Raw genomic sequence first — 22,621 nt, 5'->3', positions numbered from 1 at the left:
GACGAAACGACGCGTCTCACTTGAGGGGATCGTGGCCCCAGTTCATGAGCGAATAGCGCCACTTGGTCTCCTTCACGTCCCCGGACGGCCGTTGGGCCAGGTGGCGATGGACGTAGCCCACCACCTTGTTCATGTGCGCGTAGTCCTGCTCGGTCAGGTCCGTCTTCCTGGCCCGCAGCAGCTCGACGATCTTGCGGCCGGACGCGTGGCCGGTCGACTCATCGCCGCCGTCCTTCTGCCCGACCGACCGCGACTCCTCGGTCGCCAGCCACCGCTCCAGCTCCTTCGGGGTCATGTTGACGGCCCTGTCGAACTCCGCCGCCACGTCCTCCCGGTCGTCGCCGCTCACTTCGATCGCTTCCGTTTCTTCAGCGCCGAACCCTTGTGCGCGGCCTTCTTGCCGCTCTTCTCGCTGCGCACGACGTACTGCGGTTCCTCGGGCGAGGCCGCCACGGTGCGTCCCGCCGCCTCCCGCCGGTCAGTGATCTTCTCTTCCACCCGACCCTCGGCCGTGGAGCCGTGGCTGCGCCACGTCACCTCGTCACCGACGTCGGGATCTTTGTCGCGTTTGCCGGTCATGCGGCGGGCGGTACCCGCCGCCCAGCGGGGTAGTCACCCTAAAACACCTGATCAACGAGGAGTTGTCATGTCTTCGGAGACCGATGGGGAACGCTATGAGTTCGCCTTCGACCACCGCCTGCTCCGCCCGCTGGCGTTGCTGGGCATCCGCCCGTCCACCTGCGGGCTGGTGATCGCGTCCGACGAACTGCTGGTGCGTTTCGGCCCGTGGCGCGTGCGGACGACGCTGGACAACGTCGCCGGCGCCGAGGTGACCGGCCCCTACCAGGCGTGGAAGGCCATCGGCGTCCGCGTGTCGTGGGCCGACCGCGGGCTGACGTTCGGCACCGGCACCGAGCGGGGCGTGTGCGTTCGCTTCCACCGGCCCGTCCCCGGCGCGGAGCCGACGGGACGGCTGCGCCACCCCGGCCTGACGCTGACCCTCGCCGATCCGTCCGCCGTCGCGGACCGGCTCCAGGGCGCGGTGTCGGCTCCCCGGTAGGCGATTCCGTCCCGCCACCGCGAAACCCGGCCGCCGCACGCTTGTGCAGGTCAGCGCCGGGTAGGGCGGTTCCGACAAGGGAGGAAAAATGATTCACACACTGCATAAACGGGGCATGAAGTCCACCTTCATGTACACGGCCGGCATCGCCTCGATCGGCCTGGCGTTCGCCTCCTGGGCCGCGTCGAACCGGCTGGAGTCGGCCGGGCTCGAACGCGCCGACCGGTGGGGCATCTTCGTCGGCGAATGGGCCCCGACCTTCTTCGCGATGGGCATCGCCCTGCGCATGGAGGAGATGCGGGACGAAGAGGAAAGGGCCTACGACCAACACGAGGCGCCCGGCGAGAGGATCAGCCACTCGGCGGCGATGCGCTAGCACCGGTCGTGAACCACCGTGACCTGTGCCTGGTGACGGGGGCCAGCGGCTACATCGGGGGTCGGCTGGTCCCCGAGCTGCTGGACGCCGGTCACCGCGTGCGATGCATGGCCCGTTCGGCGCGGCGGCTCCGCGACCACCCCTGGGCCGGACGGGTGGAGATCGTCGAGGCCGACGCCACCGACCCGGAGGCGACCCGGCGCGCGCTCGACGGCGTCGACGTCGCCTACTACCTGATCCACGCGATCGGCGGCGCCGGCGGCTTCGCCGAGAACGACCGCCGCGCCGCCCGCACCTTCGCCGACGCGGCACGGGACGCCAAGGTCAGGCGGCTCGTCTACCTCGGCGGCATGGACCCGGACGAGGAACTGTCCCCGCACCTGCGGTCCCGCGCCGAGGTCGGCCGGATCATGCTGGACCACGGGCCGCCCACGGTGTGGCTGCGCGCCGCGGTGATCATCGGCTCGGGCTCGGCGTCGTTCGAGATGCTGCGCTACCTCACCGAGCGCTTGCCGATCATGGTCACCCCGCGGTGGGTGCACACCCGGATCCAGCCGATAGCGATCCGGGACGTCCTGCACTATCTGGTGGCGTCCGCGGACCTGCCCGCCGACGTGAACCGCGGCTTCGACATCGGCGGCCCGGACGTCCTCACCTACGCCGACATGATGCGCCGGTACGCCGCCGTGGCCGGGTTGAAGCGGCGGCTCATCGTCCCGGTCCCGGTACTGAGCCCCGCGCTGTCGAGCCTGTGGGTGGGAGGCATCACCCCGGTCCCGGGCGGCCTCGCGCGCCCCCTGGTGGAGTCGCTGCGCAACGAGGTCGTCTGCACCGAGAACGACATCGCCCGGTACGTCCCTCCACCACCGGACGGACCGATCGGCTTCGACCGTTCGGTCGCGCTCGCCCTGCGCCGGGTCCAGCAGGCGGACGTCACCACACGCTGGTCATCGGCCGGCGTCCCCGGCGCCCCGAGCGATCCGCTGCCGACAGACCCGGACTGGGCCGGCGGCACCCTCTACACCGACGACCGCACATGCCGGGCGGACGCTCCACCAGAACGGCTCTGGGAGGTCATCGAGGGAATCGGCGGCAAACACGGCTGGTACTCCTTCCCGATCGCCTGGCGGGCACGGGGCGTCCTCGACCGCCTGGTCGGGGGCGTGGGCCTACGACGCGGCCGCCGGGACCCGCGCCGACTCCGCATCGGAGAAACCGTCGACTTCTGGCGCGTAGAGGAAATCGAAACGAACACCCTCCTGCGACTACGCGCCGAAATGCGCCTACCCGGCCTCGCCTGGCTCGAACTGCGAGTCTCCGACGAGAACGGCCGCGCCGTCCTGAACCAACGTGCGCTCTTCCACCCCCGAGGACTGGCGGGCCACGCCTACTGGTGGACGTTCCGCCCCTTCCACAACCGGATCTTCAACCGAATGTGCCACAACATCACCCACGCGGCCGAACAGACGCCCCCTTGAGGGTCTCAGCGCCCCTCCCTGGCCCGGCGCGTCCAGTGGGCGAGGTGATTGCGAATCTTGACGGTATCGGGGTGTTCAGCACCAAGAAGGCGTTCGTGAACAGGCAAGAGTAGGTCGTACTGGTCGCGTGCGCCGGTGGAGTCCCCGGCCTTCCCCGTCCAGTCGGCGAGATTACTTCGGGTGTTCAGGGTGTTGAGGTGTTCGGGGCCGAGGACACGTTCCTGGAGGGGAAGGAGATAGGCGAACTGGTCGCGTGCGCTGGTGAAGTCCCCGGTCCTCCCCGTCCAGTAGGCGAGGTGATTGCGGACGTACAGGGTGCCGGGGTGTTCGGGGCCGAAAAGGCGTTCATGGTCGTGCAGGAGATGGGCGAACAGGAGGCGTGCCTTGGCGGGATCTCCGGCTTTGCCCGTCCAGAAGGCGAAACTCTCCCGGCAGGTCAGAACCCAGGGGTGTTCGGGGCCGAGAAGGCGCTGACAGTCCGACACCAGGTTCTGCAGGAGGGTGGCGGCGACTTCGTGGCGACCGGCCTTGCCGTGCTCGATGGCCTGGGTGAGACGGGCCGACAGGGCGTTGACCGGATGATCGGGATCGGCGCGCCGACGCCACAGGTCGTGCAGGTGCTCCGCGACGGTGGCCGCGTCCCGGGGGCGTTGATCCGGCTCCTTGGCCAGCAGGGCCCGAAGGTAGGTCTCCAACTCGGAAGGCGCGTCGGACCTCAGGGTGCGGACCGGTGGCGGTGCCGCCGCGAGATGTTGCGCGATCACCGAGCGGACATCATCGCCGGTGAAGACATGGCGGCCCGTCAGTAACTGGAAGACCGTCGCCCCCAACGCGTACAGATCGGTCCGATGGTCGACGCGCTCGCCCGTGAGCTGCTCGGGCGCCATGTACGCCACGGTGCCGATCGTGGCGCCGCCGGTCAGACCGCTGGTGGCGTCGCGCAGCCGGGCGATCCCGAAGTCGCAGATCTTCACGGTGCCGTCGGCGGTGAGCATCAGGTTGTGGGGCTTGATGTCGCGGTGCACGATGCCGCCCGCGTGCGCGGCGGCCAGGCCCTCCGCCGCCTGCGCCCCGAATTCCAGGACCTGCTCGATCGGGAGCCCGCCAGGGTGACGGTCCAGCAGTCTCTTCAGGTCCGGACCGTGCAGGTACTCCAGCACCAGAAAGGGCAGCCCGGCGTGCTCGCCGACATCATGGACGCTGGCGATGTTGCGGTGCGTCAGCCGCGCCGCGGCCCGTCCCTCCCGCGCGAACCGCGCCAGCGCCTGCTCCCGGAGGGAACCGTGCATCAGATGCGGTTGCAGCACCTTGACCGCCACGGGACGTTCCAGCCGGAGATCCTCGCCCCGCCAAACCTGCCCCATGGCGCCCTCGCCCAGCAGCTCGACCACCCGGTAGCGACCCGCGATCACCGCATCCTCGACCAGCACTCGGTACCGCCCGCCCGCATCCCCCGGCATCGAGCCGGACCCGCCAGAGATCCGACTCCAATCTACGACCCCCCACCCCACCGCACCATCGGTCGCGGACGCGGGGGAGGCTTACCGGAGGGGTCGGCGGCAGAGGCGGAAGCCGATGTTGGGGGTGAACGACTCGTCGGGTGGGCGGGACATGCGGAAGGAGACGGTGACCGCGTCGGCGCAGTCGGCCCAGGAGCCGCCTCGCAGGACGCGTTCAGTGCCTTCGGACGGGCCCTGTGGGTCATCTGCGGGCGAGTTCCCGTAGTACTCGGCGTCGTACCAGTCGGACGTCCATTCCCAGACCGAGCCCGCCATTCCGTACAGGCCGTAGCCGTTGGGCGGGGTGTCCTTCATCGGGCGGATCGCGAAGTCGTTAAAGCGCTGGAAGTCGCATCGCTCGGCCGTGGGCGGCTCCTCGCCCCACGGATAGCGGTGGCCGGACAGCCCGCCGCGTGCGGCGCGTTCCCATTCCGCCTCGGTGGGAAGGCGGTATTCGACTCGGTCGTCCGACAGTCGCTCGCCGAGTTCCGCGGCGGTCGTCCAGGAGACCCCGACCATGGGTTTGAGTTCGTAGCTCCATGGAGCCGTGTGGTCGCGGGGCACTCTGCCGAAGAATTCCGCCGGGTCCACGTTCTCCCCGCCAAGGGAGAATACGAGGTTGGGGTTGTGGGCGTGCCAGTCGGTGGCGCGGGTGGTGGTGTCCTCGCAGTACTGCCAGCGGATCTGGTTCTCGATGTGCAGGGCGAACCGGTGGCGGTCGTCGGTGTTCCCTTCCGGCGGGATTCCTTCGGGGGGTAGTGCCCAGCCCATGAGATCGCAGAAGGTCCACCAGCTCACCGGGGTTTCTGCCATCCAGATGTCGCCGAGCCGCACCTCGTGGACGGGGTTCTCGTCCGGGTCGCCGTTCGAGGAGCCCATCTGGAACGTCCCGGCGGGGATGTAGCGGAAACGGATGCCGTGTTCGGTGACCGCCATCCGGTCGAGCAGCGCGGCGCGGGCCTGGGCGACCTCGGGGTCGGCGGGGTTCAGCGCGTACGCCTGGTCGTAGCGGGACGCGGCGTCGCGGAGTTCGCCGGCCGCCTCCAGTTCGCGGGCCTGGGTGAGGAGTCGTCGCCGGTCCATGGCTCAGCAGCACGTCCCGCCCGCGTTGACGTCCAGAATGACGAGGGGATTGCGCGCGCTGGAACCGGCGTGGTCGAGGATCCAGGGGTCGGGGGCGTTGACCGATCCGTTGAGCACCAGCGCGCGGGCGCGGCAGCCCCCGGCGAACGCGGCGCCGCCGTCCGGTTCCGTGGACGGCAGCGCGCGGATCTCCTGGAAGCCCGTGCTGCGGTGCCAGATCTCCGCGAGGGAGGTGTCGCGTATGTTCGCCGCCACGAACCCGGGGCCGAGGAAGCCGCACGGGTTGACCTCGCCCGAAACCGAGATCGAGCAGACGAGGTTTCCCGCCCCGCAGCCGTAGTTCTGCTGGATGACCGACTGCGTCTCCGTCCGTGCCCGCGGACTGAACGGGTCGATGTGGTGCAGGGACATCGGCGCGTTCGCCTCCATCGAGGCGAGCTGGTTCAGCGCGGTGCTGTACTCGGCGAACGTCGGCATCAGATCCATGTGCCGGGACGCGACGCCCACGGGATACAGGGGGCGGAACACCGCGGTGTCGGCGCCGACCTCGTGCGCGAGCCGTGCGCAGTCCTCGATCTCCGCGAGGTTCGACTTCATGATCGTGAAGGCGAGGGTGAAGCGGGAGTGGCGGCGCAGCACCGCGAGCCGGTCCATGACCTTGGCGTAGGTGCCCTCGCCGCGCACCGCGTCGTTGGTCTCGGCGGTGGCGCCCTCCAGGCTGACGTTCAGCCACACCAGTTCGCGCTTACCGAACTCGCGGGCGATCTCGTCCGTGATCAGCAGCCCGTTGGTGGTGACGCAGGGCGCCAGGCCGTGGCCGAGCGCCAGGTCGATGATCTGGAAGAGGTCCTTGCGGAGCAGCGGTTCGCCGCCGGTCAGGCCGAGGCGGTAGCTGCCCAGCCTCGCCATCTGCGCGAACAGCCCGTCGATCTCGTCCAGGGTGAGCCGCTTCTCGCGGCGCGGCAGGTCACCCGCGAAGCAGTGGGTGCAGCCGAGATTGCAGGACGCGATGACCTCCAGATGGACGGCGAGAGGCCCGGTCAGATGGTCGGACGGCACTTCGACGCCGTCGAGGACCGTCCCGGCGAAACGTCCGTCCGGTGTGAAGAAGCCGAGTTCGTCGAAGTGCTCGAAGAAACGCAGAAGACGGTCGTGGCGTTCGTCGTCGGCCTCTTCCTCAATGAGCCGGTCGATCGGACGGTCACGCAAGCCGCGCAGTACGGCCGTGGTCTCGGCGTCGAACGGCAAGTACCGGGACGTTCGACGGTCGAACACCAGGCAGCCGAAGTACTCCGGGATGAGAACCAGTGGGGCACGCCGCTCAGACATCGCCGCCCCCGGTCAGTTCGAAGGTCTTGCGGATCCAGACCCGCGTGGCCGCCTCGGACACACCGAGCCCGGCGCCGCCCTGACGCTGCGCGGCCTCGTACCGATATTCGCCCATGTTCCGTTGGGGGTCCTCTGGCGGCTGCAACTCATCGTTGGCGACCATGGAACTCCATGTCGAGTCGTCGAAACCACTCGATTTCCAGCCGTCGCCGGGTTCGCGGACGGTGTACTTCCACGTCCCGTCCGCGGCGGACACGATGGAGACACGCGGCTCGTCCGGACCGGTGACACGCACCCTGGGCTGGTCGGGAGGGAAGAACGCGGCGAAGTTCAGCACCGTGTAAGCCGGATCGGCCAAGGCGAGTTCCAACGCCAGCACATGCTCCCCGAACGAGATCACCGGTATCCCCGAGGGCGGCGGGTCCCCGTCCAGATACATCTCGGCGTCACCGTTCGTGTAGAGCCACATCCGTAGAGGAACGCCGTTCCGTGGATTTCGCCACCGCAGAACGACACCGCCGCAGCCCGCGGGAACTTCACAGTGCCCGTACTCCTCCAGCACGTACATCGCTGACGACTTCGAGTAGCGCGACAACGAGTTCAGCTTGAGTTCGCGTTCGTCCATCAGAGCCCCGTTCGTTCGACGGAGACCACCCTAATGAACTCGCCGGGCCGGCGGCGGCGTCGGCGGAATCTCCACGCTGTCGAGAATGCCCGCGCCGCGGCTCGATCGGTCGGGGCGTCGTGGCGATTCAGCCCAGACAGCGGGATGTGATCAGGTCAGTGCCAATCGCTGATCTGCACATCGTTGGGCGTCCAGCGTGGGTGAGCGCCTCGTTCACCCGATGCGGTGAAGGATATCTGCCATTTCCGTGCCCCCCTTTATTGTTCCTTCTCGGTCTCGCTGTCCCTGCGGCGCTGGATCGTCTCGGCGATACGCCGGATGCGCCGGAGGCGGGCGTCCCAAGCCGCGCCGACGTCGGTCATCTGGTCGACGGCGACGGCGAGCCGGGCGTGATCGACGCGGAACCGTCGCTCGCGCCCCGCCGTGGAGACGTGCACCAGGCCTACCCGGTCGAGGACGGCCAGATGCTTGGCCACCGCCTGACGGGTCACCGGCAGATGCTCGCTCAGGCTGGTCGCCGTTCCGCCGCCCTCGCTCAGCAGTAGATCGAGCATCCGGCGCCGGGTCGGATCCCCGATCGCCGACCACAGGTCGTCGTCAACGGCCAGGCTCATGCGCCCGCTGCCACCTTCGCGGCGTACACCGTCAGCTGCGGCAGGTGATGGTCCCAGCCGCTGACGTGGTCGGCGTAGTGGGCGGCGACCTTCGCCTCATCCCAGCCGCGCTCACGGAAGCCGCTCTCGGTCATCCGCAGCAGCGACCCGCTCCCCGACGGTTCGATCTCGAAGACCACCAGCATCGAGTTGTCCTGGGCGGCGGGTTCTCCCTCCGGGTGGGTCCACCGGAAGGAGAACCGCCGTGACGGGACGGCCTCGACGACGGTGAACTGCAACCAGGTGCGTTCCTGCTCCTCCGTCCCGAAGCCGATTCGCCCGGTTCCTCCGACCTCCGAGGGGAACTCCGCCTCGTCCGTCCACCATTCGCGCAGGTGCCGGGGGCTGCTGACCACCTCGAAGACGACCTCGGGCGAGGCGTCGATGTGGATCTCCCGTTCGATCGTCGCGTATTCCATGCCCGTCCCTTCTGCAACTATCGGTTGCACATCAACGTAGTCGACGCGGCCCGGTATGTGCAACCTTTGGTTGCGTGAAGCACGCCTCGCGCACGTCGGTCGTGTGGGACGCGCCGCTTCGGGTAGCGCGCCAACGTGTGGTTCCCGATCGCGCCCCGGCCGATCGGCTCCGAAAGGGCAGGTGTGGGATTGAGATCGCGGCGTCGCCCCCGCGCTTCAGCGAGTTCCGATGACGGTTCGAACCCCTTCGTGGCGTTGGGGGTCGGTTGTCTGGTGTCCATGGTCGCGGCGCAGGTCGCGTCCGGGGTGCGGCCCGATCCGGTGCGGTGGACGACACCGGTGGTGGGCCTGCTGACCGCCGGCGCGGGATGCTTCGCCGCCGCGCGCATCGGCGCCGTACGGGCGGTGAAAGCCGTGGGCGCGGCACTGGCCTTGGGATACGCGGCGGAGTGGGTGGGCGTCCGGACGGGCGTGCCCTTCGGACGGTACTCCTACACGAAGGTTCTCCGCCCGCAGGTGGGCGGTGTCCCGGTGACGGTCGCGGCGGCATGGGCGGGCATGGGCCTGGCGTCGCACGCGGTCGCGGCGACGCTCGTCCCCGACGGGCGACGGTGGACGCGGGTGGCGGTCGGCGCCTCGGCGCTCACGGCCTGGGACGTGTTCCTCGATCCGCAGATGATGCGGCTCGGCTTGTGGAGATGGGCGCGCGGCGGGGTGTACCGGGGAGTGCCCGCCACCAATTTCGCCGGATGGCTGGCGGTGTCGGCGCTGCTGATGGGCGCGGTCGAGTCGATCGCCGGTGCGGAACGGGACGTCGCGGCGGGGCTCGTGGCGACCTACGCGCTGATGGCGGCGATGGAGACGCTGGCGTTCGCGGCGGTGTTCGAGCCGCGCGACCCGCTCGTCGCGGTGGCCGGTGGGACGGCGATGGGCGCGTTCGCGATCCCCGCGGCGGTGCTGACGGCGAGGCGACGGGCCGCCGGGCACCGGCGGACGACCGGACGGGAGGGCCGATGACCGAGGTGATCGTGGTCGGCGGCGGGGTCGGTGGCATGGTCGCCGCGCTGCTGCTGGCACGGGCAGGTCACCACGTCCGGCTGTACGAGCAGCGGGGCCGCCTCGGCGGCAAACTCGCCGAGCACACACGCGACGGGTTCACCTTCTCACTCGGGCCGTCGCTGCTCACGCTGCCGGACGTGTTCCGGGAACTCGGCGTCGCGCGGGAAGCCGTCGTCCTGGACGAGCTGTGCCGCTACCGGTTCGCGGACGGATCGGTCCTGCGCGCCTACCGCGACCCAGACCGGATGGCCGCCGAGGTGGAGCGGCTGTCGCCGGGGCAGGGCGCGGCATGGCGCGCCTTCTACGCGTGGGCGCGCCGGTGCTTCGAGGTGTCGCGGCGGACGTTCTTCGCGGGCCCCATCGGCCGCGGGCCCTCGGACGGCCACCCCGGCGACCTGCTGGCGGTCGCGCCGGGACGCACGCTGCACGGCCTGGCCCGCCGGTTCTTCGACGACCCGAGACTGTGGCAGTACGTCGGGCGCTACGCCACGTACGCGGGGTCGAGCCCCTACTGGGCGCCCGCCGCGCTGGGCTGCATTCCGGCGCTCGAGCACGGTTCCGGCGGCTGGTACGTCCCGGGCGGGTTGCCCCGGCTGGCGGACGACCTGGCGGCCCTGCTGGGCGACGCGGGTGTGGACGTCCACACCAACAGCCCCGTCACGCAGGTCTTGGCCGATGACTCAACGGTTCGGGGCGTGATGCTGGCGTCCGGAGAACACGACACGGCGGACGCGGTGGTCGTGAACGCCGACGCGGCGGCCCTGTACGGCCGGCTGCTGCCCGACCGTCGACGGCTGCGGCGGATCGCCGGACTCGGCCTGTCGTCCTCGGGTTTCCTGATGGTCGCGGGCGTGGACGGCCGGACCGAAGGGCTGCCGCACCATTCCGTGATCTTCTCGGGCGACTACCGGCGGGAGTTCGACGACATCTTCCGGCGCCGGATCCCGCCGGAGGACCCGACCGTGTACATCGGGTGTTCGGCGGTGGACGACGCGTCCCAGGCGCCGCCCGGCGCGGAGAACCAGACGATGCTGATCAACGTCCCGGCGGGCGATCCGGCACGGTGGCCGATGGCCCCGGAAACGTACCGTGACCTGGTGCTGGAGCGGTTGGCGCGGCGGGGCCACGACCTGTCGGGACGGCTGCGGTTCGTGGACCTTCTCACGCCCGCCGACCTGCGGGACCGGTACGGGTCCTGGGGCGGAGCGATCTACGGCGCCGCGTCCAGGGGACGTTTGGCGCCGCTGCGCCGTCCGGGCAACCGAGGGCCTCGCCGTGGCCTGTACCTGGTGGGCGGTTCGGTGCACCCCGGGGGCGGTCTCCCGCTGGTGGCGATGAGCGGCCGTATCGTGGCCCGCCTGGTCGAGGAGGACTTTCCGGCCGTTCGGTCGGGGCGGGCCGGAGCGCGGTCGTGAGGGCGTCGACCGCCGCCCAGACGGTCGCGGCGCTGGTGGTGGCGGCCCGGTTGGCGCGCGGACGGAACCGTCCACCGCCCCTGACCGCGGCTCCGCGCCCGCGCCCACGCCCGGCGGGGCCGATCTCGGTGGTGATCCCCGCCCGGAACGAAGAGCCGCGGATCCGGGAGTGCGTGGCGCCGCTGCTGGCCGATCCGGCGGTACGGGAAGTGATCGTCGTCGACGACCAGTCACGCGACGGCACTGCGCGAGTGGCCGCCGATCTGGGCGCGACCGTCCTCGCCGGCACGGAACCACCTGCCGGATGGGTGGGTAAACAGTGGGCGCTGCACCAAGGAGTCCAAGCCGCAGCAGGACCCGTCATCGTCCTGCTGGACGCGGACGCCCGCCCCAAGAACGGCTTGTGCACGGCGCTCGCCGACCTACTGAACGACTGTGACCTGATCAGCGCCGGCCCCCGCTTCATCACCGAGAACGCGACGGAACAAGCGCTGCACGCGTCCTTCCTGGCCACGTTGGTGTACCGGTTCGGTCCGATCGGCCCGGCCGCACGCACTCCCCGACGCCTCCTGCTCAACGGTCAATGTCTGGCCTTCCGCAAGGACGCGATGACGCGGGCCGACGGGTTCGCCCGGGTACGCGGCCATCTCACCGATGATGTGGCACTGGGACGGCTACTGGCACGCGACGGCTGGCGGGTCACCTTCGTCGACGCGGGCGCGCTCCTGGAAGTCGACATGCACACCGGCACAGCGGACGTGTGGCGCGAATGGGGACGTTCCATTGCGTTGCGGGACGTGACCTCACCGATCGGCCTAGCCGGTGATCTGGCGGCGGTATGGCTGACCATGGCGTTGCCGATGCTGCGCCTGCTCGCCGGACGTCCCACCCCACTGGACCTGGCCCTCCTCGGGCAGCGGCTCCTGCTCACGCTCCCCCTGCGCGGCAGCTACAGCACCCCGGGCCCAGGGCTTCTGCTCTCGCCGCTGCTGGACCCGGTCACCGCCGTCCGGTTGACACTGTCCGTGCTGCGCCCCGCCCGAACCTGGCGTGGCCGCGCCTACGACCGACCCGGGAGCGGCTCTTCCGGACGTCCACGTCCTGAAGGCGGCGCCGCGTTCGCTCGGCGAGGGCGGCCTGACCGAAGCGTGCGCCGATGAAGGTCATCAGCATCCCGGTGCCCGCCACATGTGTGGCGGGCGCGAACGGCAGTTGCAGCGCGGGCAGGGAGAACACCGCGACGCGTGCGCCCTTGGCGAACGAGCCGGTGACCGCCGTGGTGACGCCCAACAGTCCGAGCCCGAGACCGAACGCCGGCGGGCAGATGACGGCCATACCTCCCACGAAGGTCAGAACGCAGCGTCCGCCGCGACGTCCGGCGAACATCGGCCAGGCGTGCCCGGCCATCGCCGCGCCCACCGCCGCGTACACGGGGACGACGCTACGTCCATGGACCTGCCCGACCGGTCCGATCCGTCCGCCGCTGACCGCCAGACCGAGCAGCCCCGCCGCGGTCCCCTTGAGGAGGTCGCCCGCGAACACGGGCGCGGCCGAGCGGACGCCCAGACGTTGCATGACGTTCCAGAAACCGGGATTGCGGTCGCCCACCGAACGCGGGTCGAAGCCGTGGGCGCGGCCGACCAGGACCGCGACCGGCACTGAACCGAGCAGGTAGCCGCCGATGACCGGAACGAGCACGGATCTGACCGGAACGGGCGTCATCGCTTCCTTCCATCTCCTCAGGTACGCGAACCTCGACGCCATGCGGCACATGGCGTTCGACCGCCCGAAGCTGCGCGCGACCCCGGGACTGTCGTTCTGGCGGCTGCTGGGCACCGGCCGGGGCCGCTCCATGAGCCTGGGCGCCGACCTGCGCCGATGGGCGCTGTTCGCGGTCTGGGACGACGAGGCCGCGCTGGACGAGTTCTCGGCGCGCTCCACGGTGGCGAACCGGTGGCGTGCCGAGGCCGAGGAAGCCTGGCACGTGCGGCTCCGTCCCCTCTCCTCGCGCGGACGCTGGGGCGGACGGGACCCGTTCAACGCACTCCCGAACACGCACCCGCCGCCGGACACGCCCCTGGCGGTGCTGACCCGAGCGTCGATCCGCCCGCGCCGACTGGTGGCGTTCTACCGCGCGGTGCCCGGAGTCGACCGTGCCCTGGCGGAGCAGGACGGCTGCCTGGCCTCGATCGGCATAGGCGAATGGCCCCTGGCCAGGCAGGCGACGTTCTCGCTCTGGCGCGACGAAACGGCCATCAACCGGTTCGCCTACCAGGGCGACGCCCACCATGACGTGATCGGACGGGTCCGCGCCCACGACTGGTACTCGGAAGAACTGTTCGCGCGATTCGTCCCTTACGGGAGCGAGGGAACCTGGGACGGCCGTGACCCGTTGCGCGGCCATCTCACCACTCCACCGACCGCGGACGCCGCTCGGCACGGGCGGCGGCGGACGCGGCCACCAGATGCCGGGTGAAGATCGCCGCCCGGCGCCGCCGTGGAACGCGTGCCCTTCCGGCGAGCACGTCATATCCGGCCGCCGCGATCTGGTCGAGGATGCCGCCGTACAGCTTCACCGCGGCACGGATGCAGGGTCGCGAGGACGGAACGAGCATCTCGATGCCCTCCCGCGCCCGCCGGTAGTGGAGACGGGCGCGTTCGATCTCGAAGGCCACCAGTTCGCACACCTCCCGGGTGGCGCCGCTGCGCGTGAGTTCGGCCTCCCCGACCCCGAACTTCGCCATGTCCTCCGTCGGCAGGTAGATGCGGTCGCGGGCCATGTCCTCGGCAACGTCCCGTAGGAAGTTGGTGAGCTGGAACGCCCGTCCCAACTCCCGGGCGGGCTCCCGCGCGCTCCGCTCCGCGCCGGGCACCGTCTCCAGCACCGGCAGCATCATCAGCCCGATCGCCGCCGCCGACCCCTCCATGTAGACCAGCAGGTCCTCATAGGTGCCGTAGCGGGTGACGGTCAGGTCGGCGCGCATCGAGGCCAGGAAGGCCCGGATATCGCCGTGCTCGATGTCGAAAGACCGCACCGTATGGACGAACGCGGGCAGCACCGGATCCTGAACCGCCTCCCCGGTCAGGCTCGCCTCCAAGCGGGTCGCCACGCCGTCCACTGCCGCCGCGCGTTCGGCGGGGGAGTCGGGACCGTCACCACCGCACGCGTCCACGATGTCGTCCACATGCCGAGCGAACCCGTACAGGGCATGGACGTGCCTGCGCTTCCAGGCAGGCAACAGCAGCGTGGCCAGATAGAACGAGCGGCCGTGGGACGCGTTGATACGACGGCAGTGCTCGTAACTGGCCGTCAACGTCACCGGCTGCGTGGTCACCGTCATCGGCTGCCCTCCAGGATCCGGGCGGCGGCCAGCCGACCGGAGATCAATGCGGGTGGCACCCCGACCCCGGGGGCGGTGTACATCCCGGCGAAGTGGAGGCCCGGAACCCGGCGGCTACGGCCGGACGGACGCAGCCACGCCGTCTGCGTGAAACGGTGGTCCAGCGCGAACGGCGTCCCCGCCGAATGACCCAGCCGCGCCCACGCCGGCGGATCGAACGTCCGCCGCGGCCGCTCCGAAAGATCGCCATACCCCGCTTCGGCGAGACGCCCCAGCAGCCGTTCCTCCAGCCGCGGGGTGAGCCGACCCCAATCGGCGCCGGACACCAGGTTCGGCACGGGTTCGAGCGCGCTGAGCACGGCCTGCCCGGGCGGCGCGTCCACATACGTGATCAGCAGACTGGGGTCGGGTTGCGGACGCCCGGCCGCCAGCGCCGCGAACGTCGACCTCCACGCCCGACCGAACCGCAGGGTGTGATGGGTGTGTCCCGGTATCCGCCGATCCAGCCCGAAATGCATGACCAGGCAGGACGGCGAGTAGCGGGGACGCCGGAGCCGCCAGTCGTCCGCGAGGCCCGGCAGCAGCTCCGTCTGGGCGCGCACCCGGTCGCAGGCGATCACCACGTGGCTCGCCGCGATCCGCTCCCCGGTGTCCAGCCGCACCGCCCGCACACCGGCGCCGTCGACCTCGACCCGCTCGGCGCGCACGCCGTACCGCATCTGCGCGCCCGCCTTCTCCGTGACGTCCGCGAGGGCCCGGGGGATGGCGTGCATGCCTCCGTCGCGGGGGAAGTAGACACCGCCGACGGTGTCCATGTGCGCCACCACCGCATAGATCGCCAGGGCCTGATGGGGTGCGAGCCCGACGTACAGCGACTGGAACGTGTGCGCCCTGATGAGCCGCTCGTCCCTCAACTGCCCGGCGACGAACCGGTCCAGACGCCTGAAGCCGCCCGCCGCCGCCAGCCTCAGCAACGCGTAGGGACGGGCCATGTCGCGCAACCGGGACATGTCGGCGTCGATGAACGACGACCATTCCGCCTCGAACATCGCGCCCAGCCGACGCCGGAACCGCAGGTATCGGGTGGCCTCGTCCGGCCCGCACAGCTCCCGGACGTTCTCGGCCATTTCCAGGGCGCCCGCCACGACGTCCAGCTCGGAGCCATCGGGAAAGGCCAGCCGGTAGAAGGGGTCCAGGCGCCGCAGCGGCAGCCACCTGTCGATGTCCTCGCCGACCGCGCCGAAGGTGGCGGCCAACACGTCCGGCATCGTCAGCACCGAAGGGCCGGTGTCGAACCGGTAGGGCCCCACCTCGGCCGTCCCGCAGCACCCCCCGGGCTCCTGCCCCGCCTCGACGACCACCACCTCACGACCACCCGCCACGAGGTGGATCGCCGCCGACAACCCGGCCAGCCCGGCGCCGACGACCACCACGGGCCCGTTCGCGGCGGCGGGGGACGCGTGCGACCGCCCGCCCATCAAGGCCGCCCGCCGCACAGCGGTGCGCGGCGGTCCACGCCGCCGACGCCCCTCACCAGGAACAAGCGCGCGGCGCGGCCCCTGCGAGCGGCCACGGTCCATCGCCCCACTTGCGAAGAATGTTGATCATTGTCCCTCCTTGGGGTTCATCGCCCCGTACCCCGCACCCACCCGCACATGCGCCGTCCGACGAACCTTTGCCCCCTCGGACGCCGACTCCGCTTCCCCGCGCCGCCGAGGATCGCCACCAACCCGAGCGCGGGCTGAATGACCGGGCACAGGGCGGGCATGGTGGCCGAGATAGCCGATTCGCCCTGATGCGAGACATGCCATGACCACGATCACCAAGGCCGCGCCGCCCCCCGGCGTCCGGAAACACCCGCGGCCCCGGATGGCGGTGTCCAGCTGCCTGCTGGGCGCCCCAGTCCGCTACAACGGCGCCCACAGCCGGGACCGTTTCCTCACCGGACCGTTGTTCCAGCACATCGACTGGATCCCCGTCTGCCCGGAGATGGAGATCGGCCTCGGCGCGCCACGTCCCACCATGCGGCTGCGCACCGACGGACACATCGTCACCAGGGACGAATCCGCCGACCACACCACCGCCATGACCGCCCTGGCCGAACGCAGACTCCCCGATCTGGACGACCTCGACGGCTACGTGCTGAAGTCCCGCTCACCCAGCTGCGGACTGTCCCGGCTTCCCCGTTACGCGTCCGGGCAGCCGGGCGAACGCACCGACGGCCAGCCGGTCGACCGCGACGGCCGTGGCGTGTTCGCCTCCCTGATCAGCGCCGCCCTGCCCGACCTGCCCACCGAGGAGGACGGGCGACTGAACGACCCAGTCCTGCGCGAGCATTTCATCGAGCGCGTGTTCGCCCATGCCCGGCTACGCGAGTTCTTCGCCTCCGACTGGCGTCCCCGCGACCTGGTCGCCTTCCACAGCCGCCACAAGATGCAACTGCTCGCCCACAGCCCCGACGGCTACCGTAAGACGGGACGGATCGTCGCCCAAGCCGGTCGACGCCCCCGGGCGGACCTGGAGAACGACTACCGCCACGCGTTCACCGCCACGCTCGCCGTCCGCGCCGGGCGTGGCCGCCACACCAACGCCCTCCAGCACATCCTCGGCCTCATCAGCGAGGACCTCGACCCGACCCGGCGCCAGGACATCGCCGCCGCGATCGACTCCTACCGGCAAGGGCGGGCGCCCCTCAGCGTCCCGATCGCCCTGCTCCGCCACCACGCCGAAGGCGAACACTTCGGCTACGCGGCCGACCAGACCTACCTCGACCCGTTCCCCGACGACCTCGTCCTCCGCCACCACCTGTAACACCCGCAGGACGATCGGCAGCCAGGCCTCCCGATGCTTTGACAACTCATATGGATGTTCTGGGATGCCTTTGAGCCAGGTCGGGGGACGGTACGAGCACTCGTCCGCCGACATCCTTCGAGGAGCGACCGCATGGCGTCCAAACGCTCGACCAACACCCGCTCCAGCCAGCCGTGGCTGCACGTGGACGGTACGGAGATCCAGAAGTTCGGGACCATGCGGATGTTCCCGCTCGGGCTCTCCCGAGACGCACGCGAGTACTCCTGCCAGCGCCTCAACCAGATCCTTGCGGACAGTCAGATCCTCTACAGCCTCTACAAGAAACACCACTGGCTGATGCGCGGCCCGACCTTCTACCAACTGCACCTGCTCCTGGACAAGCACGCCGGGGAGCAGCTCGAACTGGTGGACACGATCGCGGAACGCGTCCAGACGCTGGGCGGCGTCGCGGTCGGGGACCCGCGGCACGTCGCCGAGATCACGGTCATCCCGCGCCCGCCGAACGGCGCCGAGGAGGTCCCGGCCATGCTGTCGCGCCTGATCGAGGCACACGAGACGATCCTCGTCGCCAGCCACGACGCGGCGGCGAACGCGCAGAAGCTGGGCGACGACGGCACGAACGACCTCCTCGTCTCCGAGGTCATCCGCACCAACGAGCTACAGGCGTGGTTCCTGATCGAGCACCTCGTGGACACCCCACTCGTCGAACGTCCACAGCACTCCACCCATCACTGATTCGGGCGGATCGGGTTCCCGTACTCTGCCCGCATGCCCGAGGAGGACGGTACGACCGGAGACGAACCGCTCACCGACGAGATGGCCCTGTCGGTACGGCTGCGACGCGACTTCACCGTCACCGACGCGGGCCGCCTCCTCGCCGCCGCACGCCGCCTCTACCGCGAACTCAACCCAGGCACCGGCGCCGCCGAAGCGTCCGAGATGGTGACCTGCGCCGCGGACGCGCTGTTCGTCATCCTGGAACACGCCGGTCTGCTCGGCGACGCGACCGACAGCCGCCTCTCCGGTTACGCCGCCGACGGCCTGGCGGTCGGCGGCTGGTGCGCGCAAATCGTGCCCAACGAACCTGCCCCGTTGTCACCCGAGCCCAGGAGCAACTGTCTCCTCGGTGACGTCTTCACGCTTTCCCAAGACTGAAGCCACCCCCGGGGTGCCATGGCAACTCGTCGCAGGTCATCTCGACCGGAGTGACAGATCGCAGCGGTGAGCGACCCCTGAGGGCCTAGTTTTGGGGGGACGGTGTGGCGAGGAGGGTGGCTGCGGTGGACTGGGTGACGTTCGAGGACGAGTTGGTGGCAGGGGTCGTCGAAAAGGTGACTGAACGTGCCGGCACGGGCGAGCGACTGTATGCGGCCGGGCTGGCCGAAATCTATGCCGAGACCGACAGTGTGATCCGGCTGCCCATGCTGGGCGCCGTCTCGCACGATGAGGTGGCCGCGGACGACGCTCTGCTCTGGAGCGTCCCGGACTGGAAAACCCAGTGGTTCGAATGGCTGCCGGAAGACCGTTGGCAGCACTGGGAACAGAAGCTCACTTACGAAGCCGGAAGAAGTTCGACGCTTCATTGGAACCGGACGTACGCCAGATTCCTCACCGTGCTTACCAGGGTATGCAAACGCGCCCGCAAACAGTTGCTGGCCGCAGGCGTGACCGACCGGCATTTCGCGGTGGTGTTGCTGACCGACGACGATGACGAGGAAAGGCTGCTGCGGCGCATCCTGAGCGAGCGGGAGCTGTACCGACTCTTTCCAGGATATGTTCAGGCGAATGCCTGGAAGGCCGAGATGGAGGCCAAGGAACCAGCCGACCGCGCGGCTCGCTACGTCCAAGCGCTCAACGATTGGGAGGGGCCGATCGGCCCTGAGAACGCTGAACTGGCTCTGCGTGAGCTCGGCCCCATCGCCCACCCCGCCCTGATCGACCTGTTGAGCCACGGCCCGGAAAGGTGGAAGGCAGCGAAGCTGCTCGCCGACATCGGCCACCCGACCGACGAGGTGATCGCAGCACTCACCCGCGCGCTGCGACACACCACCGGTGCGGACCAGCACTGGACCGCGGCCGCTCTGTCGCGCCTGAACCGGCTCGAAGTCGTCCTCTCCGCTCCCGGCCTCCCCACCGGAGTGATCGTCGACGCGGTGGCGGCGCCTTACACCACTTTCCGTGATCACGCGGTCACACCACCGCTCCTGACCTACGATCCATTGGAGCGTTTTCTGGCCGACCACCCACAACTCCGCGATGCCATCTCCGAGCGGCTGCGGCCGGGAACGAGCTACTGCACGATCCGAGCCGAAGAAGTCGGCGTCGCGACCGACGCCCTACGCTCGCGCTGGCCGGTCGTCCGCAGACATGCCGTCTGCGTCCTCGGTGAACGTGCCCTCGGAGCGGCTGTAGGCCGACAGGTCATCCCGCACCTCGCCGACATCGTCGCCAACGACCCTGACGCCACCAATCGCCGACTCGCGATTCTGTCCTTGCAGTGGTGGAAACGAGACGCCCGCCACTGCGCCGACACAGTTCGCAAGGCGTTGCACGACCCGGATCCCGCCGTCCGTGCGACCGCACAGCGCTGGCTGGACGAGCTGAACCAATAGCCCTGGCTGAACGGCAATATGCCGCATCAGGTGCTGTCGTCAAGTCCGGCGATTGCCCTGATGTCCGCTTCGGATATGCCTAAGACGTCAGCGACCTCCTTGGCGAGATCCGGGTGCGGGTTAAGCCTTCCGTCGCGGAGTTGGCGGATGGTGCTCTCCGCCCGGAAGGTTTGCCTTGCCATTGCTCTCACCGAGATTTCACGCGCGTCCATCAGTCTGGTGAATACCGCTCCGAACGGATGCGGCTCCAACTGACCAGCGGGTCCTTCCGCAGGGGAGACGACCATGTCGCCGAGCTTGGCCTGAAATCGAACCAGTTGGTCGCCTGTGAACCTGACTTTCGCGACGAACGGCAAGGTCTCACCACTGCCGGAGCCGATGGTGCCCGGAACCGACACCTCGGTGAACCGTGTGGTGGCGCGGGCAAGGTTGCGTTCTCTCTCCAATGGAAGGCCGGGCTCGGCGTGGACGACCCTCCAGTCGTGATTCCACCAGGGAAGCTCCTGCAACAATCCGTTGAAGAACGGGGGCAGGACGGTAAGGTCCACCGGTTTCGGGGGATGCTCCTGACCTGCGACTAAGACGCCAGGCCAGTATGTCAGTGCCGCGATCACGTCTGCCGTGATCGTGCGGTGGGCCGTCTCCATGGCGCCCATGCTCGCACAAGCACGGCATGCAGGCTCCCGAGCCGAACCCGGCCGAGGTTCAGCGGTAGTTCCGCAGCTAGACCTTGGCCGTTCGCGAACGAGAGATGGTCAGAGCGGTCGTGTGCTTCGTCAGAGCGTTTTCACGAACCGGGCCGCACTGCCGCAGGCGTCGTCGTACCCGATGCCCGCGTAGAACTGATGGGCCAGCGACCGGTTCCGGGAACTGGTGATCTCCATGTCGCGGCATCCCAGTCGCCGGGCACGGTCCTCGGCCGCGTCCACCAGCGCCCGTCCGATTCCCTGGCCGCGAACCCGGTCATCGACCACGAGGGCGACCAGGCGCCCCCGCCGGGCGGTGTGCTCCAGCAACGGAAACGCGTGCATCGCCGCCACACCGGCGACCACGCCTTCCGTCTCGGCCACCAGCAGCGTGCTTTGCGGATCCTCAAGCCAGTACTCCAGCCTGGCCGCCACATCCGCCGGCTCTGTCGGATACCCCAGCTGATCAAGCAACACGGTGATCCGGGACGCGTCGTCGACACCCGCTGATCTGATCTCGATCGCCATGAGCGGCAGTCTCGCATCCGGCGGCGACCAGGCTCCAGTGCTCGGGCGTCACCCCAGTTGGTCGCGGCGGCGTTTCAGGTAGGCGATCTCTGCGGTGTTGCCCGCCAGATCGATGGCCTTGTCGTAGGCGGCGCGTGACTCGTGACCGTGGCCCAGCCGGCGTAGCAGGTCGGCGCGGGTCGCGTGGAAGGCGTGGTATCCGGACAGCCGGTCCCCAAGGCGGTCGACGGCCGCCAGCGCCACCTCGGGTCCGTCGAGTTCGGCGACCGCGATGGCCCGGTTGAGGGCGATGATCGGCGAGGGGTCGAGGCGGACGAGCCGGTCGTAGAGGGCGAGGATCTGCGACCAGTCGGTGTCGCGGACGTCGCGGGCTGAGGTGTGCACGGCGTTGATCGCCGCGAGGATCTGGTAGCGGCCCGGAGCCGTTCCGGCGGCGGCCGCGGCGAGGCGCTCGCGTACCAGCCGGTGGCCCTCGGCGATCAGGGCCGTGTTCCAGGTTCCGCGGTCCTGGTCGGCGAGGGCGACCAGTGCACCGGTGGCCGACACCCGGGCGGTTCGCCGGGCCTCGGTGAGGAGCATCAGCGCCAGCAGTCCGGTCACCTCACCGTCGTCCGGTAGGAGGGCGCGGACGAGACGGGTGAGCCGGATCGCCTCGGCGGTCAGCCCCGGACGTACCGGATCGGTACCGGGGCCGGTCGCCAGATAGCCCTCGTTGAAGACGAGGTACAGGACGGCGAGCACACCGGAGACGCGTGCGGGAAGATCCTCGGCGGACGGCACCCGGTACGGGATACGAGCCGTCTTGATCTTGGCTTTGGCGCGGGTGATCCGCTGCTCCATGGCGGTCTCCCGCACCAGGAACGCGCGGGCGATCTCGGGGACGGTCAGACCGGCGACCATGCGCAGCGTCAACGCCACCCTGGCCTCGATGCCCAGCTCGGGGTGACAGCAGGTGAAGATCAGCCGGAGCCGGTCGTCGTCGATGGCGCCGGGAGGCTCGGGCGGGTCGTCGTGCAACACCTGGGCCTCCTTGTGCTTGCCGGCGCGCTTGCTCTCGCGCCGGATCCGGTCGATGGCCCTGCGGTTGGCGGTCGTGGTCAGCCAGGCGCCGGGGTTGGGAGGTACGCCGTCGTCCGGCCACCGCTCGACGGCGGCCGCGAACGCCTCGGCCGCCGCGTCCTCGGCGATGTCGAGGTCACCGAAACGCCTGGTCAGGGAGGCGACCACCCGTCCCCACTCCCCGTGATGGGCCCGGGTGATCGCGTCTCGGACGTCGACCCTGCTCACTCGCCCAGTATCGGCCGCACCTCGACCTTCCGATTGCAGGCCCTCGACCCTTCGGCGGCCAGCCTGAGCGCCACGTCGAGGTTCGGCGCCTCCATAATCCAGAAGCCGACGAGGTACTCCTTGGTCTCCACGAAGGGCCCGTCGGTGACGACCGCCTCCTCGCCCCGGTTGTCGATGACGGTGGCCGTGCCGGGTGCCCCGAGACCGGCGGCGAACACCCAGTGCCCCTCGGCCTGGAGCCGCTCGTTGAAGACGTCGATCGCGGCCTGCTCGTCGGGCGTGGCGAGGCCGCCGTCGTCGTGGATCACCGAGACCAGGTACTGCATCTGGACATCATCTCCCGTGGTCATGGACGTCCCG

At 69.8% G+C, this 22,621-nt stretch carries 25 protein-coding genes and 1 pseudogene; 11 read left to right on the top strand and 15 right to left on the bottom strand.

What is annotated here, in order from left to right:
- Positions 1-16 precede the first annotated feature (16 nt).
- Positions 17-349 carry a DUF3140 domain-containing protein gene (locus tag D0T12_RS27745; protein WP_117403077.1) on the bottom strand — a complete coding sequence of 111 codons (333 nt, stop codon included), beginning with the start codon at positions 347-349 and terminating at the stop codon, positions 17-19.
- Positions 346-579: a hypervirulence associated TUDOR domain-containing protein gene (locus tag D0T12_RS27740; RefSeq protein ID WP_117403075.1), complete on the bottom strand. Its 234-nt coding sequence runs from the start codon at positions 577-579 to the stop codon at positions 346-348. Before D0T12_RS27740 ends, D0T12_RS27745 begins: the two co-directional genes overlap by 4 nt.
- 67 nt (positions 580-646) lie before the next feature.
- On the opposite strand from D0T12_RS27740, the gene D0T12_RS27735 reads away from it, so the two are divergent.
- The 3 genes from D0T12_RS27735 (at position 647) to D0T12_RS27725 (ending at position 2,914) form a co-directional block, all read left to right on the top strand.
- The gene (locus tag D0T12_RS27735; RefSeq protein ID WP_199487747.1) at positions 647-1,060 is read left to right on the top strand and encodes a hypothetical protein; all 414 of its coding nucleotides are present in this window, start codon (positions 647-649) and stop codon (positions 1,058-1,060) included.
- A gap of 115 nt (positions 1,061-1,175) precedes the next feature.
- Positions 1,176-1,436, top strand: coding sequence for a hypothetical protein (locus tag D0T12_RS27730; protein ID WP_233526322.1), 261 nt, complete (start codon positions 1,176-1,178; stop codon positions 1,434-1,436).
- Between the two features lie 8 nt (positions 1,437-1,444).
- Positions 1,445-2,914, top strand: a complete 1,470-nt coding sequence (locus D0T12_RS27725) for an SDR family oxidoreductase (RefSeq protein WP_233526321.1) — start codon at positions 1,445-1,447, stop codon at positions 2,912-2,914.
- Between the two features lie 5 nt (positions 2,915-2,919).
- Here the strand turns inward: D0T12_RS27725 and D0T12_RS27720 are convergent, their stop codons facing one another.
- The 6 genes from D0T12_RS27720 to D0T12_RS27695 all read right to left on the bottom strand — a co-directional run bounded on the left by D0T12_RS27720 (position 2,920) and on the right by D0T12_RS27695 (position 8,522).
- Positions 2,920-4,344 carry a serine/threonine-protein kinase gene (locus D0T12_RS27720; protein WP_158581650.1) on the bottom strand — a complete coding sequence of 475 codons (1,425 nt, stop codon included), beginning with the start codon at positions 4,342-4,344 and terminating at the stop codon, positions 2,920-2,922.
- Positions 4,345-4,455: 111 nt separating this feature from the next.
- The gene (locus D0T12_RS27715) at positions 4,456-5,496 is read right to left on the bottom strand and encodes an SUMF1/EgtB/PvdO family nonheme iron enzyme (RefSeq protein ID WP_117403067.1); all 1,041 of its coding nucleotides are present in this window, start codon (positions 5,494-5,496) and stop codon (positions 4,456-4,458) included.
- Positions 5,497-5,499: 3 nt separating this feature from the next.
- Positions 5,500-6,825, bottom strand: coding sequence for a radical SAM protein (locus tag D0T12_RS27710; protein ID WP_117403065.1), 1,326 nt, complete (start codon positions 6,823-6,825; stop codon positions 5,500-5,502).
- Positions 6,818-7,450 carry a hypothetical protein gene (locus D0T12_RS27705; protein WP_117403063.1) on the bottom strand — a complete coding sequence of 211 codons (633 nt, stop codon included), beginning with the start codon at positions 7,448-7,450 and terminating at the stop codon, positions 6,818-6,820. The genes D0T12_RS27710 and D0T12_RS27705 overlap by 8 nt, the downstream gene beginning before the upstream one ends.
- Positions 7,451-7,707: 257 nt before the next feature.
- The gene (locus D0T12_RS27700) at positions 7,708-8,064 is read right to left on the bottom strand and encodes an ArsR/SmtB family transcription factor (protein ID WP_117403062.1); all 357 of its coding nucleotides are present in this window, start codon (positions 8,062-8,064) and stop codon (positions 7,708-7,710) included.
- Complete coding sequence (locus D0T12_RS27695) at positions 8,061-8,522, bottom strand: SRPBCC domain-containing protein (protein WP_117403059.1); 462 nt, start codon at positions 8,520-8,522, stop codon at positions 8,061-8,063. Before D0T12_RS27695 ends, D0T12_RS27700 begins: the two co-directional genes overlap by 4 nt.
- 249 nt (positions 8,523-8,771) lie before the next feature.
- On the opposite strand from D0T12_RS27695, the gene D0T12_RS27690 reads away from it, so the two are divergent.
- From D0T12_RS27690 to D0T12_RS27680, 3 genes are read left to right on the top strand one after another with little or no spacing between them, the layout of a single operon-like run.
- Positions 8,772-9,539, top strand: coding sequence for a carotenoid biosynthesis protein (locus D0T12_RS27690; RefSeq protein WP_233526320.1), 768 nt, complete (start codon positions 8,772-8,774; stop codon positions 9,537-9,539).
- Positions 9,536-10,996, top strand: coding sequence for a phytoene desaturase family protein (locus D0T12_RS27685; RefSeq protein WP_233526319.1), 1,461 nt, complete (start codon positions 9,536-9,538; stop codon positions 10,994-10,996). Before D0T12_RS27690 ends, D0T12_RS27685 begins: the two co-directional genes overlap by 4 nt.
- Positions 10,993-12,156, top strand: coding sequence for a glycosyltransferase (locus tag D0T12_RS27680; protein ID WP_117403055.1), 1,164 nt, complete (start codon positions 10,993-10,995; stop codon positions 12,154-12,156). The genes D0T12_RS27685 and D0T12_RS27680 overlap by 4 nt, the downstream gene beginning before the upstream one ends.
- A gap of 13 nt (positions 12,157-12,169) precedes the next feature.
- Here D0T12_RS27680 and D0T12_RS36795 read toward each other — a convergent pair.
- A pseudogene (locus D0T12_RS36795) lies at positions 12,170-12,718 on the bottom strand (glycerol-3-phosphate acyltransferase); the annotation flags it as partial.
- Between D0T12_RS36795 and D0T12_RS27670 the strand changes: the two are divergent.
- Entirely contained in the window at positions 12,678-13,472 is a 795-nt protein-coding gene (locus D0T12_RS27670; RefSeq protein ID WP_199487746.1) for a spheroidene monooxygenase, read from the top strand. The pseudogene D0T12_RS36795 and the gene D0T12_RS27670 sit on opposite strands and share 41 nt — an antisense overlap.
- On the opposite strand, the gene D0T12_RS27665 is transcribed toward D0T12_RS27670, so the two are convergent.
- Both D0T12_RS27665 and D0T12_RS27660 read right to left on the bottom strand, forming a co-directional pair.
- On the bottom strand, positions 13,402-14,337 hold the full coding sequence (locus D0T12_RS27665) for a phytoene/squalene synthase family protein (RefSeq protein ID WP_117403053.1): 936 nt from the start codon (positions 14,335-14,337) through the stop codon (positions 13,402-13,404). The genes D0T12_RS27670 and D0T12_RS27665 overlap by 71 nt on opposite strands.
- Entirely contained in the window at positions 14,334-15,815 is a 1,482-nt protein-coding gene (locus D0T12_RS27660; RefSeq protein ID WP_117403052.1) for a phytoene desaturase family protein, read from the bottom strand. The genes D0T12_RS27665 and D0T12_RS27660 overlap by 4 nt, the downstream gene beginning before the upstream one ends.
- Before the next feature lie 331 nt (positions 15,816-16,146).
- Here D0T12_RS27660 and D0T12_RS27655 point away from each other — a divergent pair, with 331 nt between their 5' ends.
- The 4 genes from D0T12_RS27655 to D0T12_RS27640 all read left to right on the top strand — a co-directional run bounded on the left by D0T12_RS27655 (position 16,147) and on the right by D0T12_RS27640 (position 19,760).
- Positions 16,147-17,148, top strand: coding sequence for a YbgA family protein (locus D0T12_RS27655; protein ID WP_233526318.1), 1,002 nt, complete (start codon positions 16,147-16,149; stop codon positions 17,146-17,148).
- 132 nt (positions 17,149-17,280) lie between these two features.
- Entirely contained in the window at positions 17,281-17,883 is a 603-nt protein-coding gene (locus D0T12_RS27650) for a Dps family protein (RefSeq protein WP_117403050.1), read from the top strand.
- A 33-nt stretch (positions 17,884-17,916) separates the two neighbouring features.
- Entirely contained in the window at positions 17,917-18,303 is a 387-nt protein-coding gene (locus tag D0T12_RS27645) for a hypothetical protein (protein WP_117403048.1), read from the top strand.
- A 125-nt stretch (positions 18,304-18,428) separates the two neighbouring features.
- Complete coding sequence (locus D0T12_RS27640; RefSeq protein ID WP_158581649.1) at positions 18,429-19,760, top strand: HEAT repeat domain-containing protein; 1,332 nt, start codon at positions 18,429-18,431, stop codon at positions 19,758-19,760.
- 26 nt (positions 19,761-19,786) lie between these two features.
- Here the strand turns inward: D0T12_RS27640 and D0T12_RS27635 are convergent, their stop codons facing one another.
- The 4 genes from D0T12_RS27635 to D0T12_RS27620 all read right to left on the bottom strand — a co-directional run bounded on the left by D0T12_RS27635 (position 19,787) and on the right by D0T12_RS27620 (position 22,587).
- Positions 19,787-20,407, bottom strand: a complete 621-nt coding sequence (locus D0T12_RS27635; protein ID WP_117403481.1) for a helix-turn-helix domain-containing protein — start codon at positions 20,405-20,407, stop codon at positions 19,787-19,789.
- Positions 20,408-20,536: 129 nt separating this feature from the next.
- The gene (locus D0T12_RS27630; RefSeq protein WP_117403046.1) at positions 20,537-20,974 is read right to left on the bottom strand and encodes a GNAT family N-acetyltransferase; all 438 of its coding nucleotides are present in this window, start codon (positions 20,972-20,974) and stop codon (positions 20,537-20,539) included.
- Between the two features lie 48 nt (positions 20,975-21,022).
- Positions 21,023-22,261, bottom strand: coding sequence for an RNA polymerase sigma factor (locus D0T12_RS27625; RefSeq protein WP_117403045.1), 1,239 nt, complete (start codon positions 22,259-22,261; stop codon positions 21,023-21,025).
- Positions 22,258-22,587, bottom strand: coding sequence for a YciI family protein (locus D0T12_RS27620; RefSeq protein WP_117403044.1), 330 nt, complete (start codon positions 22,585-22,587; stop codon positions 22,258-22,260). The genes D0T12_RS27625 and D0T12_RS27620 overlap by 4 nt, the downstream gene beginning before the upstream one ends.
- Positions 22,588-22,621 lie beyond the last annotated feature (34 nt).

This window comes from Actinomadura spongiicola, from assembly GCF_003432485.1.
Taxonomy (GTDB): domain Bacteria; phylum Actinomycetota; class Actinomycetes; order Streptosporangiales; family Streptosporangiaceae; genus Spirillospora; species Spirillospora spongiicola.
This window is presented reverse-complemented; position numbering and strand designations above follow the sequence as displayed.

Bases quoted from the DNA above. Each gene is read 5' to 3' on its own strand.
- D0T12_RS27740 (WP_117403075.1), bottom strand. From the start codon at position 579: ATGACCGGCAAACGCGACAAAGATCCCGACGTCGGTGACGAGGTGACG.
- D0T12_RS27735 (WP_199487747.1), top strand. From the start codon at position 647: ATGTCTTCGGAGACCGATGGGGAACGCTATGAGTTCGCCTTCGACCAC.
- D0T12_RS27730 (WP_233526322.1), top strand. From the start codon at position 1,176: ATGAAGTCCACCTTCATGTACACGGCCGGCATCGCCTCGATCGGCCTG.
- D0T12_RS27715 (WP_117403067.1), bottom strand. From the start codon at position 5,496: ATGGACCGGCGACGACTCCTCACCCAGGCCCGCGAACTGGAGGCGGCC.
- D0T12_RS27710 (WP_117403065.1), bottom strand. From the start codon at position 6,825: ATGTCTGAGCGGCGTGCCCCACTGGTTCTCATCCCGGAGTACTTCGGC.
- D0T12_RS27705 (WP_117403063.1), bottom strand. From the start codon at position 7,450: ATGGACGAACGCGAACTCAAGCTGAACTCGTTGTCGCGCTACTCGAAG.
- D0T12_RS27700 (WP_117403062.1), bottom strand. From the start codon at position 8,064: ATGAGCCTGGCCGTTGACGACGACCTGTGGTCGGCGATCGGGGATCCG.
- D0T12_RS27695 (WP_117403059.1), bottom strand. From the start codon at position 8,522: ATGGAATACGCGACGATCGAACGGGAGATCCACATCGACGCCTCGCCC.
- D0T12_RS27685 (WP_233526319.1), top strand. From the start codon at position 9,536: ATGACCGAGGTGATCGTGGTCGGCGGCGGGGTCGGTGGCATGGTCGCC.
- D0T12_RS27670 (WP_199487746.1), top strand. From the start codon at position 12,678: ATGACCGGAACGAGCACGGATCTGACCGGAACGGGCGTCATCGCTTCC.
- D0T12_RS27665 (WP_117403053.1), bottom strand. From the start codon at position 14,337: ATGACGGTGACCACGCAGCCGGTGACGTTGACGGCCAGTTACGAGCAC.
- D0T12_RS27660 (WP_117403052.1), bottom strand. From the start codon at position 15,815: ATGGGCGGGCGGTCGCACGCGTCCCCCGCCGCCGCGAACGGGCCCGTG.
- D0T12_RS27655 (WP_233526318.1), top strand. From the start codon at position 16,147: ATGACCACGATCACCAAGGCCGCGCCGCCCCCCGGCGTCCGGAAACAC.
- D0T12_RS27650 (WP_117403050.1), top strand. From the start codon at position 17,281: ATGGCGTCCAAACGCTCGACCAACACCCGCTCCAGCCAGCCGTGGCTG.
- D0T12_RS27645 (WP_117403048.1), top strand. From the start codon at position 17,917: ATGCCCGAGGAGGACGGTACGACCGGAGACGAACCGCTCACCGACGAG.
- D0T12_RS27635 (WP_117403481.1), bottom strand. From the start codon at position 20,407: ATGGAGACGGCCCACCGCACGATCACGGCAGACGTGATCGCGGCACTG.
- D0T12_RS27630 (WP_117403046.1), bottom strand. From the start codon at position 20,974: ATGGCGATCGAGATCAGATCAGCGGGTGTCGACGACGCGTCCCGGATC.
- D0T12_RS27620 (WP_117403044.1), bottom strand. From the start codon at position 22,587: ATGCAGTACCTGGTCTCGGTGATCCACGACGACGGCGGCCTCGCCACG.